This window comes from Streptomyces sp. NPDC085932, from assembly GCF_044540525.1.
Taxonomy (GTDB): domain Bacteria; phylum Actinomycetota; class Actinomycetes; order Streptomycetales; family Streptomycetaceae; genus Streptomyces; species Streptomyces levis.
Genome location: NZ_JBITSJ010000005.1, coordinates 427,708 through 443,331, shown reverse-complemented (window position 1 = coordinate 443,331; position 15,624 = coordinate 427,708). Strand labels below are relative to the sequence as shown.

The window sequence follows — 15,624 nt, the reverse complement described above, 5'->3', positions numbered from 1 at the left end:
CCCGCCGGGCCGGAACCCGCCGCGGTCCCGGCACCGCCCGGCCGCCCCGAGGGCGAACGAGCCATCAGTACGACCGAGGTGGGGGCACAGCTACACCATGGCACAGGGCACGGTCCAGGTGACGCACACCGGCACGTCGCGGTGGCGGCGCCGCACGGGTGAGTACGCATCGCTCGCCGCCGCCCTGGAGGCCGCGGCCGACGGCGACGTCCTCACCGTCGCCCCCGGCACCTACCGGGAGAACCTCGTCGTGCAGCGGGCGGTGACCCTGCGCGGTCCGGAGAACGCGCCGGGCTCGGTGCGGATCGCGCCCGTGGACGGAGTGCCGCTGACCGTGCGCGCCTCGGCGGTGGTCCAGGACCTGCACGTGGAGGGCCAGGACGCGGCCTCCCCGGCCGTGCTGGTGGAGGAGGGCACCCCGGAGCTGCGGGACGTGCGGGTGGTGACCCGGTCCGCGGCCGGGATCGAGGTGCGCGGCAGTGCCCGGCCCACGGTCCGGCGCTGCGCGGTCGACAATCCGGCGGGCGTCGGCATCGCCGTACTGGACGGCGCGGGCGGGGTGTTCGAGGAGTGCGAGGTCGTCGCGGCCGGCCAGGCGGGCGTGGCGGTGCGCGGCGGTGCCCACCCCCGGCTGGAGCGCTGCAAGGTGCACCACGCCTCGGGCTCGGGCCTGTCGGCGACCGGGGAGAACTCGGCGCTGGAGGCGGTGGGCTGCGAGATCTATGAGGTGCGGGGCAGCGGCGTGCACATCACCGGCCGGGCCACGGCGCACCTCACCGACTGCGATGTGCACCGCACGACGGCCGACGGGGTCACGCTCGACACGGACGCGGTGCTGACGCTCGCCGACTGCCGTATCCACGACATCCCGGAGAACGCGGTCGACCTGCGCTCCCGCTCGGTCCTCACGCTGACGCGCACCACCGTGCGGCAGTTCGGGCGCAACGGCCTGTCGGTGTGGGACCCGGGCACGCGCGTGGACGCCAACCAGTGCGAGATCTTCGACAGCACGGGCGACTATCCGGCGGTGTGGGTCAGCGACGGCGCCACCGCCGTCCTGGACTCCTGCCGGGTGCACGACGTGCCGGACGCCCTGTTCGTGCTGGACCGGGGCTCACGGGCCGACGTGGTGGACAGCGACCTGTCGCAGGTGCGCAACACGGCCGTGTCGGTGAGCGACGGCGCGACCGCGCAGCTCGACGACTGCCGGATCCGGGACGCGGCGACGGGCGCCTGGTTCCGCGACCACGGCAGCGGCGGCACGCTCGCCAACTGCACCATCGACGGCACCCAGACCGGCGTGATCGTCACCAAGGGCGCCGACCCGACCGTGGAGCGCTGCACGGTCGACTCCCCCGCGGAGGCCGGTGTCTACGTCTCGGCCGGGGGCCGCGGCAGCTTCCTGAACTGCCGGGTGACCGGCAGCGGCGGCTACGGCTTCCACGTGATCGACGGCAGCCGCACGACGCTGCGCAAGTGCCGCACGGAGCGGTGCGCGCGCGGGGGGTACGAGTTCGCGGACGGCGCGGACGCGGCGTCCGGGACGGGGCCGGTCGTGGAGGACTGCACCAGCGACGAGAGCGCGGGACTGCGGGCGCCCGCGGCGGCGCCGGAGCCGGCCGTGCAGACGGCGGGCCACTCCCCCGGGCTGCTGGGCGCGGTCCCGGGGCAGCGCGCCGAACCGGAGTCCCCCGCACCGGCCCCGGTCGCGGAGTCCGCGCCGCCGGCCCGCAGCTCCAAGGACGTCCTCGGTGAACTGGACGCGCTGGTGGGCCTGGAGAGCGTCAAGCGGGAGGTGCGCGCCCTCACCGACATGATCGAGGTGGGCCGGCGGCGGCAGCAGGCGGGTCTGAAGGCGGCGTCGGTCAAGCGGCACCTGGTCTTCACCGGCTCGCCCGGCACCGGCAAGACGACGGTGGCGCGGCTGTACGGCGAGATCCTCGCCTCCCTGGGGGTGCTGGAGAAGGGCCACCTGGTGGAGGTGTCCCGGGTCGACCTGGTCGGTGAGCACATCGGCTCGACCGCGATCCGCACGCAGGAGGCGTTCGAGAAGGCGCGCGGCGGCGTGCTGTTCATCGACGAGGCGTACGCGCTGTCGCCGGAGGACGCGGGCCGGGACTTCGGCAAGGAGGCCATCGACACGCTGGTGAAGCTGATGGAGGACCACCGGGACGCGGTCGTGGTGATCGTCGCGGGCTACACCGCCGAGATGGAGCGCTTCCTGTCGGTCAACCCCGGTGTGGCGTCCCGCTTCTCGCGGACCATCACCTTCAGCGACTACGGCCCCGAGGACCTGCTGCGGATCGTGGAGCAGCAGGCCGAGGAGCACGAGTACCGGTTGGCGCCGGGCGCGGCCGAGGCGTTGCGGACGTACTTCACGCGGCTCCCGAAGGGCCCGGCGTTCGGCAACGGCCGTACCGCGCGGCAGACGTTCGAGGCGATGGTGGAGCGGCACGCGAGCCGGGTCGCCCAGCTCGCGGAGCCCAGCACGGACGACCTGACACTGCTCTACGCCGAGGACCTCCCCGAGTTGGTCTGAGCTCCGGCTACGCGGCGGGCGGCTCGGGTGTGTCGCGGGGTGCGGGCACCCCGGGCCGCAGCCGGGCCAGCAGCAGGCGGCGTTCCTCGGCGAAGGCCGGGTCCGCCTGGTAGTCGGAGTGGCCGAGGATCGGCGCGGGCAGCGGCAGCAGCTCGGTGCGGCCGTAGGCGAGGGGGTCCTTCAGGGGCGGGTGGTCGACCTGCGGGCCGTGGTCGCCGGGCAGGCGCATCGGGCCGCCGATGGGGTCGGTGAGCCGGTACAGGTTGCGCCAGCAGTCGACGTCCCGGTGCAGGGAGCTCAGCGCGGCCGGGCCGAAGTGCGCCGGGAACCAGCGGCCGTAGAGGCGCTCCAGCGGGGAGCCGTAGGTGAGCAGGGCGACGCGTCTGCGGGCCGACGGGGCGAGTTGCCAGGCCGCGGCGGCGGCGAGGACGCTGCCCTGGGAGTGCCCGGAGATGACCAGCCGTCCGCCGGTGGCGCGGGTCCAGGTCGCCATCCGCCAGGTCAGGTCGGGTACGGCGCGCTCGGCGTAGCAGGGCGGTGCGAAGGGGTGGGCGGCGCGGGGCCAGAAGGTGCCGACGTCCCACAGGATGCCGATGGTGCGGCGGGCGGCGGCGTCCTTGTAGGCGCGGCGGCCCCAGGTGACGAAGAGTATGAAGCCGAGGCCGATCAGCCAGGAGCCGAGGGCCTGGGCGGTCTCGGCGGCGCCGTGTACGACGGGGGTGGTGCCCCGGGCGGCCTCGCCCGGTGTCTCGTCGGTGGCGAGGGCGCCGACGAGGGCTCCGGCGCCCAGCAGCAGGGTGACGCCGGAGGTCACGGCGACGATCCGGGGCCCCCGGTCGGTGAGGGAGGCCATCGCCCGGGTGGAGGCGATACGGCGGGTGCGGGCGCGGTCCAGGTTCTCGTCCGGGTAGTCGCGGGCCACCGCGTCGCGCTCGGCGCGGGCGAGGGTCCAGGCGCGGTGGGCCAGCCAGCCGAAGAGGCCCAGCAGCACCAGCAGCAGGGGCGGGATCACGGACGCCTGCCAGGTCAGCAGGACCGGAGGTCCGTCGATCGACGCCCCGGTGCCGTCCAGCCAGTCGGAGACCCGCTGCGAGACGCCGCCGGACATCACCCCGCCGAGAGCGCAGGCCAGCAGGGCGACGGCCGGTCCGCCCAGACCCCGCAGCACGGCCCGCCGGTCGGGGTCGGTGCGGTGCAGGGTGTGGGCGACGACCGCGAGGAGCACCACGAGCAGGCCCTGGACCAGGGCAATCGCCCCGAAGGCCGGGTCACCCGGCAGCCGGCCGTCCGACCGCCACCCGGGGCGGTCCCACCCCGCGTACAGCAGGGTGAGGGCGAGCAGGACGAGCGCGACCAGTGGCAGGCGCCGGACGGAGCGTTCGTCGAGTTTCCGGTCGAGACGGTTCTCGCTGCGGCCCCTGCGGCACACCACCCAGACGACGGCGACCGCGCAGGCTGCGAGGGCCGCCACCAGGACCAGGCCGAGGGTGTGCAGCAGTGCCGGGCCGCCGGGCGCGCGGTCCTGGCGGACGGCGGCGCTGCCGACCGCGGCGGCGACGGTGAGCAGTCCGGCGGCGGTGTGCGCGGCGCGCAGCCGGGCCACCAGCCGGCGTCCGTACCAGAACCCGGGGCGGCCGAGCGCGGTCGGCCCCGGGTCCTCGTCGGGTTCGGGGTCGCGGGCGATCGGCTGCTGCGACTCGTAGTCGCTCCAGGTGCGCCGGGACAGGTACCACAGCAGGCCGGTCAGGGCGGTGGGGACGACGGCGGCGAGGGCGAGCCTGCGGCCCGGGGCGCTCCACCAGCCGCCGTCGGAGACGGTGGGCGAGAGGAAGCCCAGCCAGGAGTGGCGGTCGGCGCAGGCGGTCGTGCCGGCGCACTGCCAGGCCGTCAGGTCGAGGGCGACCTCGCAGGCGGCGGCGACGAGCAGCACCGTCAGGGTGAGCCCGGCGAGCCGGACCAGCAGGCCGTACAGGCGCACGGTCCGGCGGCGGTCGCGGGCGCTGGGCCGCATCCAGTGGGCGAGGTTGACGACCATGAACGGCAACAGCAGCAGCCACAGGGCCCGGGTGCCGTTGCCGGAGGTGAGGTTGCACCAGACGTAGGCCTCGGGCACCGGCCCGTCGCGGCGCGCTGCGTCGGGGCTGTGCTCGGCGTCGACGTCGTCGGCGCGCCGGAAGACGGCCGCGGTGTCGTCGCCGGTGATCCGTTCCGTCCGCGGATCGCCCAGCATCTCCTGGGGCGTGGTGCCGCCCACGCCGTGGACCAGGAGTTCCAGGGCGGTCTCACCCGCCCGCGCTGCGCCACCGTCCGGTCCGCCGGTCGCCGCTTGTTCCTGCGCACGTTCCACTGCTTCGCACTTCCCCCGTGACGCGCCGTCGGCTCTGCCTGTGCGGGCACAAGGATCTCCACTTCGGGGGCGCCGCACACCTGCTGTCACGGAATCTCCCCGTTCCGTGACGAAGCCGTGCGCGAGTCGAGGCCTTTGTGGCATGAGCGCGACGAGCGGGTGGTGGAGCCCTCCGCGGCACGTCATGCGAGGATGGGACGTCCGCGCACCGGAGCCCGGGGAGAATGCCCCGGTCGGGGTGGGTGCGCCGGGCGTGTCGGACGGCATTGAGGCGAAAGGACCGGAGCGTACGTGAGCGAGAATCAGAACCTCCTCGCGGAGCAGCGGCGCTCCCTGATCCTCGACGAGGTCCGCCGCCGGGGCGGGGTCCGGGTCAACGAGCTGACGCGCAAGCTCGGCGTGTCGGACATGACGGTCCGCCGCGACCTCGACGCGCTCGCCCGCCAGGGCGTGCTGGAGAAGGTGCACGGCGGCGCGGTCCCGGTGGTCGAGGCGAGCACGCACGAGCCGGGATTCGAGGCCAAGTCGGGCCTGGAGCTGACGGCCAAGGAGGACATCGCCCGGGCGGCGGCCAAGCTGGTCGCGCCGGGCGCGGCGATCGCCCTGTCCGGTGGCACGACGACGTACGCGCTGGCGCACCAGTTGCTGGACGTCCCCGACCTCACGGTGGTCACCAACTCGGTGCGGGTCGCCGACGTCTTCCACGCCGCCCAGCGCAGCTCGGGCCCCCGGCAGGGTGCCGCCACGGTCGTGCTCACCGGGGGCGTGCGCACGCCGTCCGACTCGCTGGTGGGGCCGGTGGCCGACCAGGCGATCGCGGCACTCCACTTCGACCTGCTGTTCCTCGGCGTGCACGGCATATCGGTCGAGGCGGGCCTGTCGACGCCGAACCTCGCCGAGGCCGAGACCAACCGGCGGCTCGTGCAGTCGGCGCGGCGGGTCGTGGTCGTCGCCGACCACACCAAGTGGGGCAAGGTCGGTCTGAGTTCGTTCGCCTCGCTGGAGCGGATCGACACGCTCGTGACCGACGCCGGCCTGCCGGACGAGGCGCGCGGGGTGGTCGCGGAGCACCTGCGGCGGCTGGTGGTGGCCGGGGAGCCGGAGCCCGACGAGGGTGCAGACATCTGACGGGGCGCCAGCTAGGGTGACGGCCTCGGTCGCTCACCGTCCGGCTGTGCGAGGAGGCCTTCGTCCATGGCTCACCGATTGCGCCCGGTCGATCTCGGCTTCGTCGGGACCGCGCCCGTACGGCACGTCTTCACCCGGGAGCTGGCGGCGTCCCCCGAGGCGGTCCACGGCGCGCTGACGGACGTGCCCGGCTGGGCCGACTGGTTCCCGCAGGTGAAGGCCGCCCGGGCGGTCGACGCCGGGGCCGGGCGCGACATCACCCTCGGCGGGGGCGTGCGGTTCCGGGAGACGGTCCTCGCCGCCGAGGCACCCGAGGTGTACGCCTACCGCGTCGACGTCACCAACGCGCCCGGGGCGCGGGCGATCGTCGAGGAGTGGCGGCTCACGCCCGCCGGCAGCGGCACGCGGGTGCGGTGGACCTTCGCGACGGACGGGACGGCGGCGTACCGGCTGTTCATGAGGGCGGTCCGGGCGGGTCAGGCGCGCGCGTTCCGGGACGCCGTGACGGCGCTGGAACGGCGGCTCACGGCCTGAGCCCGAGCCTCAGCCGGGCCAGGTGCCCGTCTCCAGGAAGGCGTCGATGGCGGCGGTGTAGGGCGCGATGTCCAGACCCTGCCCGGCGAGCCAGTCGTCCGAGTAGTACTTGTCGAGATAGCGGTCCCCGGGGTCGCACAGCAGGGTCACGACACTCCCCTGCCGTCCCTCGGACACCATCTCCGCGACGATCTTCAGTGCGCTCCACAGGCCCGTGCCCGTCGAACCGCCCGCCTTGCGGCCGATGGCGCGTTCCAGGGCCCGGACGGCGGCCACGCTCGCCGCGTCGGGCACCTTCATCATGCGGTCGATCGCGCCGGGCACGAAGCTCGGTTCCATCCGGGGCCGGCCGATGCCCTCGATGCGCGAGCCGCAGTCGCACGTGACGTCCGGATCGCCGGTGGTCCAGCCGTCGAAGAAGCAGGAGTTCTCGGGGTCGGCCACGCAGACGCGGGTGTCGTACTGCATGTAGTGGACGTAGCGCGCGAGGGTCGCGGAGGTGCCGCCGGTGCCCGCCGTGGCGACGATCCACGCCGGCTCGGGGAACCGCTCCATCCGGAGCTGGCGGAAGATGGATTCGGCGATGTTGTTGTTCCCGCGCCAGTCCGTGGCGCGTTCGGCGTAGGTGAACTGGTCCATGTAGTGGCCGCCCGTCTCGGCCGCGAGGCGGGCGGACTCCTCGTACATGGTGCGCGGGTCGTCCACGAAATGGCAGCGGCCGGAGTGGAACTCGATGAGGCGGATCTTCTCGGCGCTCGTCGTGCGCGGCATGACGGCGATGAAGGGGACGCCGATCAGCTTCGCGAAGTACGCCTCCGAGACCGCCGTCGAACCGCTGGAGGCCTCGATCACCGGTCTGCCCGGCCGGATCCAGCCATTGCACAGGCCGTACAGGAACAGCGAGCGGGCGAGCCGGTGCTTGAGGCTGCCGGTGGGGTGGGTCGACTCGTCCTTGAGGTACAGGTCGATGCCCCAGCGCTCCGGCAGCGGGAACGGGAGCAGGTGCGTGTCGGCCGAGCGGTTGGCGTCGGCCTGGACCCTGCGGACGGCCTCTTTCAGCCACGCGCGGTAGCCGGTGTCACTGTGGTCGACGTCCAGGGTCACGCCGGTGCGGGTCTGCTGGGGAGTGCTCACGAGGGGGGCTCCTAACGCTGCGCGCCGACGACGGATCGCGCGGCCGACCCCCCGATCATAAGCACCCGGCGCACGCTTCTCACCTGCATAAACGCACCTTTGAGCCCCCCAAAGCGCCCCCTGGGGCAGAGGCCGGTGCAAGGGGGCGCGCGGTCCCGGGGGCGCATCCGCGAGTGTGCTGCGGGCGCCCCCGGCCGAGGGGCTCGCACGTACTGGTGCTCGGCGCCGGGTGGGGGCAGACTGCACCGCGGGGCCGAGGTTCGGGACGGTTTCGGGCCGAGGCTCCCGGCAGGGCACGACGCAGCACCGGCGCGGCGCGCCACCGCGGACGCGGGGGGCGCCACCGGGAAGGAGCGGTTCCCGGACGGGGCACACTGGACCAGGACACGAGCCCGTACCGGGCGCCGCGGGGAGCGGGCCGGTACACCGACGCGCACAAGGGGGCGGGTGGCATGGCGGAGCCGGAGTTCACGGCCACGGGCGTGCGGATCGGGAAGCGGCTGCGTTCGCTCACCCGGGCCGGGCAGGTCCGGATCAGCGGCGGCCGGGTCGAACTGCTGACCAGCTACGGCAGCGAGATCGACAGCGCCCCGGTGCAGGCCGTGCGGGCGTCCAAGCCCTGGTTCGGACCCGAGGACCGGGCGACGGCCGACCTCAACGGCAACCGGTACCTGCTCACCCTGGGCGAGCACGATCCCGCCCCGGGGGAGCCGGGCCCGCCGGCCGCGCGGCGCTTCATCGAGGCCGTGCGCCGGGCGGCGGGGCGTGGCGACTGAGATGTCCGCGAGTTGCGCTCCCTCACCCCCTGCGTCACTCTGGTCTCACGTCACTCTGGGTTTACCGGCGATAACGCTGCGAACCAGCCCGCCGGCCACGACAGCGGGCGGCAGTGTCACGAAGGCGCCCTGCTGGATCCGAACTCCGTGTTCTTCCGGACCTCACGTCGGGGAGTCGCAGCCGTGATCAGCTACCCAAGCAGGCACTGCACGGTGGAGCTCCAAGCCCTGCCGTCGCGGATCGGCCAGGTCCGCAGAATCGTATCTGCGCAATTGCGCTACTGGCATCTGGACGCTCTGATCGACCGGGCCTCGCTCGGCGTGACGGAGCTGTTGTCCAACGTCCACCGGCACGCCCAGCCCGACAAGACATGCACCGTGGAGATAGAGCTGCTGCTCGACCGGCTCACCGTCTCCGTGCGCGACGGCGATCCGCGGATGCCCGTGGTCGACGACGCCGAGCCGTTGGCGACCTGCGGTCGCGGGCTGGCGATGGTGGCCGCCATGAGCGAGAGCTGGGGCGTCCGGCCGGACGGCGAGTCGGGCAAGGTCGTGTGGTTCACCCTGCCGACGGCCGCTCCGGCGGTCGCGGCGCCGACGCGCCGGCGGCGCGCGGTCCAGGAGAAACCCGCGCGCCGGTTCGCCGAGGTCGGGCACGCCGCCGATGTGCTCCGGCCCGAACATGCTCCCGCCCGGTCCGCCGTTGCCGGCTGACCGGGCGGTGACCACCGTTCCCTGCGGGTGGGCTGCGCGGGCCTTTGCCCACCCACGCGCCGCCCGTAACGGCCGGTTGAGGTGTCGAGGTCGCCCGTGGGCGGAGATCGCCGTCGGCGGCTGCGGGCCGCTTCGCGGGCCTTTGCCCACCCACGCGCCGCCCGTAACGGCCGGTTGAGGCGCCGGGGTCACCCGTGGGCGGAGATCACCGTCGGCGGCTGCGGGCCGCTTCGCGGGTCGTTACCCACCCACGCGCCGCCCGTAACGGTCAGTTGAGGCGCCGGGGTCACCCGTGGGCGGAGATCGCGGTCGGCGGCTGCGGGCCGCTGCGCGGGCCTTTGCCCACCCACGCGCCGCCCGTAACGGCCGGTTGAGGTGCCGAGGTCGCCCGTGGGCCTTGATCGCCGTTGGCGGCTTGCGGGGCGTGGGGGGGGGTGGGGCATCGCCGTGCCGGTCGTGAGTCGTCGGGGTCAGGGGTTGCGTTTCGTGGGGCCGAATTCCTCGGTCAGGACCGAGAGGCGGCGCCAGTACTCGTCCTCGTCGATCTCGCCGGAGGCGAAGCGGTGGCCGAGTACCGCGATGGGTGAGTGCTCGTCGACGGGTGACCGGCGCGCGGGTCCGCCGCGGCCGCGCCACCCCGTGCGGCGCAGCAGTGCGATGCCGCCGCCGATCACCAGCGCCCAGATGACCGGGAAGAACAGGATCCACGGGCCGGGCCCGCCGTCGCCGAAGTGCGCCAGGGTCTGCATGTCGTCCCTCTCCTCTTTCGCGTACCGGAATGCGTGGTGCTTCGAGCCTCGCCCCGGACGGGGCCCGCGGTCGTCGTACGGCCGGCGGCCGTGCGCGTACCTCGCCGGGAGCAGGCGGGCCGGTCCCGCGTGCTCCGGCCGGTCTCGACTTCTGTAACTACTGGTATGTACAGTGCGGTCATGAACACCTCGGAGCGGCTGATCGAGTCGACCCGCGCCCTGCTGTGGGAGCGCGGCTACGTGGGCACCAGCCCGAAGGCGATCCTGGAGCGCTCGGGCGCCGGGCAGGGCAGCATGTACCACCACTTCAAGGGCAAGCCCGACCTCGCGCTGGCCGCGATCCGGCGGACCGCGGAGGAGATGCGCGCCACCGCCGCGGCCGTGCTCGACGGGCCGGGGACGCCGTACGAGCGCATCGAGGCGTATCTGCGGCGCGAGCGGGACGTGCTGCGGGGCTGCCCGGTGGGCCGGCTGACCATGGACCCGGACGTGATCGCCAGCGCCGAGCTGCGCGCGCCCGTCGACGAGACGCTCGGCTGGCTGCGCGGGCGGATCGCCGCGCTCGTCGAAGAGGGCCGGGAGCAGGGGCAGTTCGGGCCCGAGCTGGACGGCGAGGAGATCGCCGCGGCCGTCGTCGCGACCGTCCAGGGCGGTTACGTCCTGGCCCGCGCCTCCGGCTCCCCCGCCGTGTTCGACGCGGGTGTGCGGGGCCTGCTCTCCCTGCTGGCACCCCGGACCCCCTGAGGAGACCTCGGATGCACGCCCTGCAGTACGAGATCACCCTGCCCGCCGACTACGACATGAGCGTCATCCGCGACCGGGTGGCCCGCCGGGGCCGTCTGCTGGACGACTGGGAGGGGCTCGGCCTCAAGGCCTACCTGATCCGCGAACGCGGCCTGCGCGGCTCACCGGTCAACGCGTACGCGCCCTTCTACCTCTGGAACACCGTCGACGGCATGAACGCCTTCCTCTGGGGCGGCGGCTTCCAGGGCATCGTCGACGACTTCGGGCGCCCGTCCGCACGGCAGTGGACCGGTCTGGCGTACGAGGAAGGGGCGGGCGGGCAGGCGAGGTTCGCGGTGCGGGAGCGGCAACAGCTGCCGGACGACGGGCTGCTGGCCGACCTCGCGGCGGACGCGGCGGACGGGGCACGGCGGTCCGCGGCACGGGACGGGGCCCTGCTGGCCGCGGCCGCCGTCGACACCAGCCGCTGGGAGCTGGTGACGTTCTCCCTCTGGGACCATGAGCCGGCCGGTGCCGAGGGGGACGTCTTCGAGGTGCTGCACCTGTCGGCGCCGGGACGGGACCGGATACGCCGGGGGCGCAGGTGGTGAGCGCGGTCCGCACGGTGCTGGGGGACGTCCGCCCCGGGGACCTGGGCGTGTGCGACGCCCACGACCACCTGTTCTTCGGCAGCCCCTTGCTGCCCGGCCAGGAACTGCGCGGCGCGGCGGCGGCGCGGGCGGAGCTGACGGCGTTCCGGGAGCAGGGCGGCGGGGCCGTGGTGCAGTGGACGCCGTACGGGCTCGGGCGGCGGGCCGCGGATCTGCCGGCCCTGTCCCGGGAGACCGGCGTGCACGTGGTGGCGGCGACCGGACTGCACCAGGCGGCGCACTACGACGAGGACACGCTCACCCGGCTGCGCGGCCGGCTCGCCGACGTCTTCGTCGCCGAACTCACCGACGGCATCGGGACGTCGGGGGTGCGGGCCGGACTGGTGAAGGTCGCCGGCGGGTTCCACGCCCTGGACGCGCACGCCCGGTGGACGCTGGCTGCGGCCGCCGAGGCCCATCACGCGACGGGCGCGCCGATCGCGGTGCACCTGGAGCTGGGCACCGGCGCCCTGGACGTCCTGGACGTGCTGTGCGGGGAGCGGGAGGTGCCGCCGCACCGGGTGGTGCTCGGGCACCTGAACCGCTCCCCCGACCTCGTCACCCACCGGCAGGCCGCCGGGACCGGCTGCTATGTGGCGTTCGACGGCCCGTCCCGCGCGCACCACGCCACGGACTGGCGGATGCCGGACGCCGTACGGGCCCTGGCCGACGCCGGGTTCGGCGACCGGCTGCTGCTGGGCGCGGACACCACCACGGCCGCCGCCCGCTCGGTGAACGGCGGCCCCGGGATGCCGTATCTGCTGCGCCGGGTGCGCCCGCGCCTCGTCCAGGCGGTGGGCGAGGACCTGGTGCGGCGGATCCTCACGGAGAACCCGGGGCGGGCGTTCGGGACCGAGTGGCGGCGCTGACCTCAGGTGGAGGCCTGGTCGCTGTCCTTCATCGCGCCCCAGCCGTGCCAGCGGTCGACCTCGACCCAGGCGCTGACCCGGGGCCGGGCCCGCTCCGGGTAGGGCTTGCCGGTGTAGTGCCGGGCGAGCGTGTCGATGTCGGCCAGGCCCTCGTCGTCGTACATCTCGGTGACGCGGCCGATGAGGGTGACGTGGGTGTACCAGTCGTCGCCGGCGAGGACGGTGAGCGTCACGCGCGGGTCGCGGCGCAGGTGCTTCAGGCGGACGCGGCCCGCGTCGAGGTTGATCAGCACCCGGCCGTTCTTCCACACGTACCAGGTGGCGGTGGAGACCGGGGCTCCGTCGGAGCGCAGTGTGGCCATGACGCACGGGTTGGGCCGGCTCAGCAGGGCCTCGGCCTCGGGCGGCAGCGGCGGCTTGGACATGGGGGGGCCTCCGGGGTGTTCAGGCGGACGGGTTGTCGTCGAAGCTGGCGAAGTAGGCGGCGACCATGTCCTCGTCGCCGTGGCCCCGGGCTGCGGCGCGCTCCATGCGGGCGGCCGCGGCCTCGGCCACGTCCAGGCGGACGCCGTGCTCCGTGCCCGCCCGGACGATCAGGCGGGCGTCCTTGGCGGCGGTGCTCACCGCGAACTGGGGCGGGGTGAGCCGGTCGTCGAGGACCAGGTCGGACTTGGCGCGCAGGTAGCCCATGTCGAGCGGGCCGCCCGCGACGAGGTCGAAGAAGTCGCGCGGGTCCACGTCGAGGGCCTTGGCCAGGGCGAGTGCCTCGCCGGCGGCGGCCGTGACGGCGAGGACCCAGCTGTTGGCGACCAGCTTCAGCCGGGTGGCGGCGGCCGTGGCCCCGTCCTCGCCGGTCCAGACGGTGCGTGTGCCGACGGCGTCGAAGACCGGCGTCACCCGTTCCCTGCCCTCGGCGGGCCCGGCGGCGAGCACGGTCAGCTTCCCGGCCTCGGCGGGCTGCCGGGTGCCCAGGACGGGAGCGTCGTAGAAGACCAGGTCGTGGGCGCGGGCGAAGGCGGCCAGCGCGGCGACGTCGTCGAGGCCGGCGGTGCTGGACTGCACCCACGCGGTGCCGGGGCGCAGGGCGGAGGCGGCCTCGCGCAGCGTCCGCAGGGCGGCGGGGCCGTCGTGGAGCACGGTCAGGACGACGTCGGCGCCACGGACCGCCTCGGCGGGCGTGCCGGCGATGTGGGCGCCCTCGGCGGCCAGGGGTTCGGCCTTGGCGCGGGTGCGGTTCCAGGCGCGGACGGTGTGCCCGGCCCGGGCGAGGTTGCGGGCCATCGCGGCGCCCATGATGCCGGTGCCCAGGACGCTCACGGTGAGCTGGTCGGTCATTGCGTCAACTTCCTCGGTGGTGCGGTGCGGGCGTGCTCTGTGGCACCAGCCTGCCCCCTCGGCGGCTCGCCTTCCCGGAAGCGGCGGCGCCAAGCCTGATACCAGTGGGGTCAGGCTGCCGCCGCCCGCGGAGTCCCGCATGCGGTGACGCCGGGTCAGGGGCGGCCCGTGAGGGCTCCCAGCGGATCGTCCAGGACCGGCTGCCAGGCCAGTTCGGCCGCGCCGACCAGGCTGTTGTGGTCGAGGGTGCACGCCAGGATGGGGACGCCGCCGCTCTGGCCCCACAGGCTGCGGTCGGCGACGACCGCGCGGAGGCGGGCCGGGTCGGCGTCCAGGAGCGTGCGGTGCAGGCCGCCGAGGATGATCCGGTCCGGGTTGAGGATGTTGACCAGACCGGCGAGTCCCAGGCCGAGCCGGTCGATGAGGGCCTCGGCGGCGGTGCGCACTCCCGGATCGTCGTAGTGGTGACGGATCAGGTCGATGGACTGCTGGAGCAGGGACACCTCGGGGCCCGGGTCACGGCCCGCCTCGGTGAGGAAGGCCAGCGGGTCGGTCTCGACGTCGAGGCAGCCGCGGCTGCCGCAGTGGCAGGGCCGGCCCTCCGGGTGCACGGTGAGGTGCCCGACCTCCAGCGCGAGACCCGAACTGCCCCGGTGCAGGCGGCCGTCGAGGACGAGGGCGCCGCCGACGCCCCGGTGGCCGGTGGCCACGCACAACAGGTCGCGGGAGCCGCGTCCGGCGCCGTGCCGGTGCTCGGCGAGCGCGGCGAGGTTGACGTCGTTCGCGGCGAAGGCGGGCCCGTCGAGGCCGGCCGCGCGCACCTGCTCGGCGAAGATGTCCCGCACGGGCGCGCCCGCGGGCCAGGCCAGGTGCAGGGGGTTGAGGGCGAGGCCCTCGGGTTCGGCGACGGCGGACGGCACGGCGAGGCCCGCGCCGACGCACCGGCGTCCGGTCTCGCGGAGCAGCTCGGCGCCCGCCGCGACGACGGAGGCGAGCACCTTCGCCGGGTCGGCGTCGACGGTCTCGCAGCCGGGCGCCGTGGCGACGATACGGCCGCCCAGCCCGACCAGCGCCGCCCGGAACCCGTCGGCGTGGACCTGCGCGGCGAGGGCGACGGGCCCGTCCTCGGCGACGGCCAGCCGGTGCGAGGGCCGGCCCTGGGAGCCGGCCGCCGCGCCGGGCCGGGCGTCGACCCGGATCAGTCCGAGCGCCTCCAGCTCGGCGGCGACCGCGCCGGCCGTCGCCCGGGTCACGCCGAGTTCGGCGGTGAGCACGGCCCGGGTCGGGGCGCGTCCGGTGTGCACGAGCTCCAGCGCGGGTCCGAGGGCCCCGCGACCCCGGTCCAGCCGTGTCCTCGACGTGCTCCCATCCCCCGGCCGGGGGTCCGCCTTCCCGCTCATGAGGGCGAGTCTGTCATGATCCGCCGCAGCGGCGGCCTACAGGCCGCTGACCCGGAGCGTGATGTTGAGCCGTCCGGTCAGACCGAGCCCGGGCGGTGCCGTGCCGGCGTGCACCCGGGGCACCCCGTGGTGGGCGAGACGGGAGGGGCCGCCGAAGACGAACAGGTCGCCGCTGCGCAACTCGACGTCGGTCCAGGGCCGGGTGCGGGTCTCGGTGTTGCCGAAGCGGAAGACGCAGGTGTCGCCCAGGCTCAGTGACACCACCGGTGCGTCCGACTTCTCGTCGCTGTCGCGGTGCATGCCCATGCGGGCGTCGGCTCCGTAGAAGTTGATCAGCGCGATGTCGTAGGCGGGCGCCGGCCCGCCGAGGGTGTCGCGCACCGCCCGGCGGCCCAGGTCGCCGAGCCGGTCCGGGAAGGGCTTGACCGGGGCGCCGTCCCCGTCGGTGACCGTGCGGGCGTAGCCGTAGGGGTACGGGTGCCATCCCAGGCAGACCTGCCGGGCGGTCATGGTGCCGCCGCCGGGGGTGCGGACCATGCGCAGTCCGGCGGGCGGCCGGGCCCAGACGCGGCAGGCGTCGAGCAGGGAGCGCTGCTCCTCGGCGTCCAGCCAGTCCGGCACGTGCACCGCACCGGGCGCGATCTCGCCGCGGGACCTGGGGAAGAGCTCGCCGTCCATGCCCTCCATCCTGCCCGACCGGGGCTGAGCTGCTGCTCGGCTAGCCTG

General features: G+C 74.8%; 15 protein-coding genes. 8 read left to right on the top strand and 7 right to left on the bottom strand.

The features are described 5' to 3' along the window. Positions 1–97: 97 nt before the first annotated feature. Positions 98–2,539 carry a right-handed parallel beta-helix repeat-containing protein gene (locus ACIGAQ_RS26035; RefSeq protein ID WP_362281508.1) on the top strand — a complete coding sequence of 814 codons (2,442 nt, stop codon included), beginning with the start codon at positions 98–100 and terminating at the stop codon, positions 2,537–2,539. A gap of 7 nt (positions 2,540–2,546) precedes the next feature. Here ACIGAQ_RS26035 and ACIGAQ_RS26030 read toward each other — a convergent pair whose 3' ends face one another. Then, the gene (locus ACIGAQ_RS26030) at positions 2,547–4,886 is read right to left on the bottom strand and encodes a hypothetical protein (protein ID WP_399786668.1); all 2,340 of its coding nucleotides are present in this window, start codon (positions 4,884–4,886) and stop codon (positions 2,547–2,549) included. A 291-nt stretch (positions 4,887–5,177) separates the two neighbouring features. On the opposite strand from ACIGAQ_RS26030, the gene ACIGAQ_RS26025 reads away from it, so the two are divergent. After that, positions 5,178–6,014: a DeoR/GlpR family DNA-binding transcription regulator gene (locus ACIGAQ_RS26025; RefSeq protein ID WP_362281514.1), complete on the top strand. Its 837-nt coding sequence runs from the start codon at positions 5,178–5,180 to the stop codon at positions 6,012–6,014. 66 nt (positions 6,015–6,080) lie between these two features. Then, positions 6,081–6,548 carry an SRPBCC family protein gene (locus ACIGAQ_RS26020; RefSeq protein WP_399786665.1) on the top strand — a complete coding sequence of 156 codons (468 nt, stop codon included), beginning with the start codon at positions 6,081–6,083 and terminating at the stop codon, positions 6,546–6,548. A gap of 9 nt (positions 6,549–6,557) precedes the next feature. Here the strand turns inward: ACIGAQ_RS26020 and ACIGAQ_RS26015 are convergent, their stop codons facing one another. Continuing rightward, a complete protein-coding gene (locus ACIGAQ_RS26015) occupies positions 6,558–7,682 on the bottom strand; it encodes a PLP-dependent cysteine synthase family protein (protein WP_311679211.1) in 1,125 nt (374 codons plus the stop codon). 452 nt (positions 7,683–8,134) lie between these two features. Between ACIGAQ_RS26015 and ACIGAQ_RS26010 the strand changes: the two genes are divergently transcribed. Together ACIGAQ_RS26010 and ACIGAQ_RS26005 are read left to right on the top strand one after the other, a co-directional pair. Beyond that, positions 8,135–8,458: a hypothetical protein gene (locus ACIGAQ_RS26010; RefSeq protein WP_399786662.1), complete on the top strand. Its 324-nt coding sequence runs from the start codon at positions 8,135–8,137 to the stop codon at positions 8,456–8,458. A 183-nt stretch (positions 8,459–8,641) separates the two neighbouring features. Beyond that, positions 8,642–9,172 (top strand): ATP-binding protein, encoded by a 531-nt coding sequence (locus ACIGAQ_RS26005; RefSeq protein WP_394814177.1) that lies wholly within the window; start codon positions 8,642–8,644, stop codon positions 9,170–9,172. Between the two features lie 470 nt (positions 9,173–9,642). On the opposite strand, the gene ACIGAQ_RS26000 is transcribed toward ACIGAQ_RS26005, so the two are convergent. Further along, entirely contained in the window at positions 9,643–9,921 is a 279-nt protein-coding gene (locus ACIGAQ_RS26000; protein ID WP_311679213.1) for an SHOCT domain-containing protein, read from the bottom strand. A gap of 180 nt (positions 9,922–10,101) precedes the next feature. Between ACIGAQ_RS26000 and ACIGAQ_RS25995 the strand changes: the two genes are divergently transcribed. Genes ACIGAQ_RS25995 through ACIGAQ_RS25985 form a run of 3 tightly spaced genes read left to right on the top strand, consistent with a single transcriptional unit; the run spans position 10,102 to position 12,163 of the window. Next, positions 10,102–10,665, top strand: a complete 564-nt coding sequence (locus tag ACIGAQ_RS25995; protein WP_399786659.1) for a TetR/AcrR family transcriptional regulator — start codon at positions 10,102–10,104, stop codon at positions 10,663–10,665. Between the two features lie 11 nt (positions 10,666–10,676). Continuing rightward, positions 10,677–11,255, top strand: a complete 579-nt coding sequence (locus ACIGAQ_RS25990) for a DUF4865 family protein (RefSeq protein ID WP_399786656.1) — start codon at positions 10,677–10,679, stop codon at positions 11,253–11,255. Beyond that, positions 11,252–12,163, top strand: coding sequence for a phosphotriesterase (locus tag ACIGAQ_RS25985; protein ID WP_399786653.1), 912 nt, complete (start codon positions 11,252–11,254; stop codon positions 12,161–12,163). Before ACIGAQ_RS25990 ends, ACIGAQ_RS25985 begins: the two co-directional genes overlap by 4 nt. A gap of 2 nt (positions 12,164–12,165) precedes the next feature. On the opposite strand, the gene ACIGAQ_RS25980 is transcribed toward ACIGAQ_RS25985, so the two are convergent. From ACIGAQ_RS25980 to ACIGAQ_RS25965, 4 genes are all read right to left on the bottom strand, one after another. Continuing rightward, positions 12,166–12,588, bottom strand: coding sequence for a PPOX class F420-dependent oxidoreductase (locus tag ACIGAQ_RS25980; protein WP_311679218.1), 423 nt, complete (start codon positions 12,586–12,588; stop codon positions 12,166–12,168). A gap of 19 nt (positions 12,589–12,607) precedes the next feature. Then, positions 12,608–13,498 (bottom strand): NAD(P)-dependent oxidoreductase, encoded by an 891-nt coding sequence (locus ACIGAQ_RS25975; protein ID WP_362281531.1) that lies wholly within the window; start codon positions 13,496–13,498, stop codon positions 12,608–12,610. Positions 13,499–13,653: 155 nt separating this feature from the next. Further along, a complete protein-coding gene (locus ACIGAQ_RS25970) occupies positions 13,654–14,898 on the bottom strand; it encodes an ROK family protein (protein WP_311679220.1) in 1,245 nt (414 codons plus the stop codon). A gap of 36 nt (positions 14,899–14,934) precedes the next feature. Further along, entirely contained in the window at positions 14,935–15,576 is a 642-nt protein-coding gene (locus ACIGAQ_RS25965) for an alpha-ketoglutarate-dependent dioxygenase AlkB family protein (protein WP_399786649.1), read from the bottom strand. Positions 15,577–15,624: the final 48 nt, after the last annotated feature.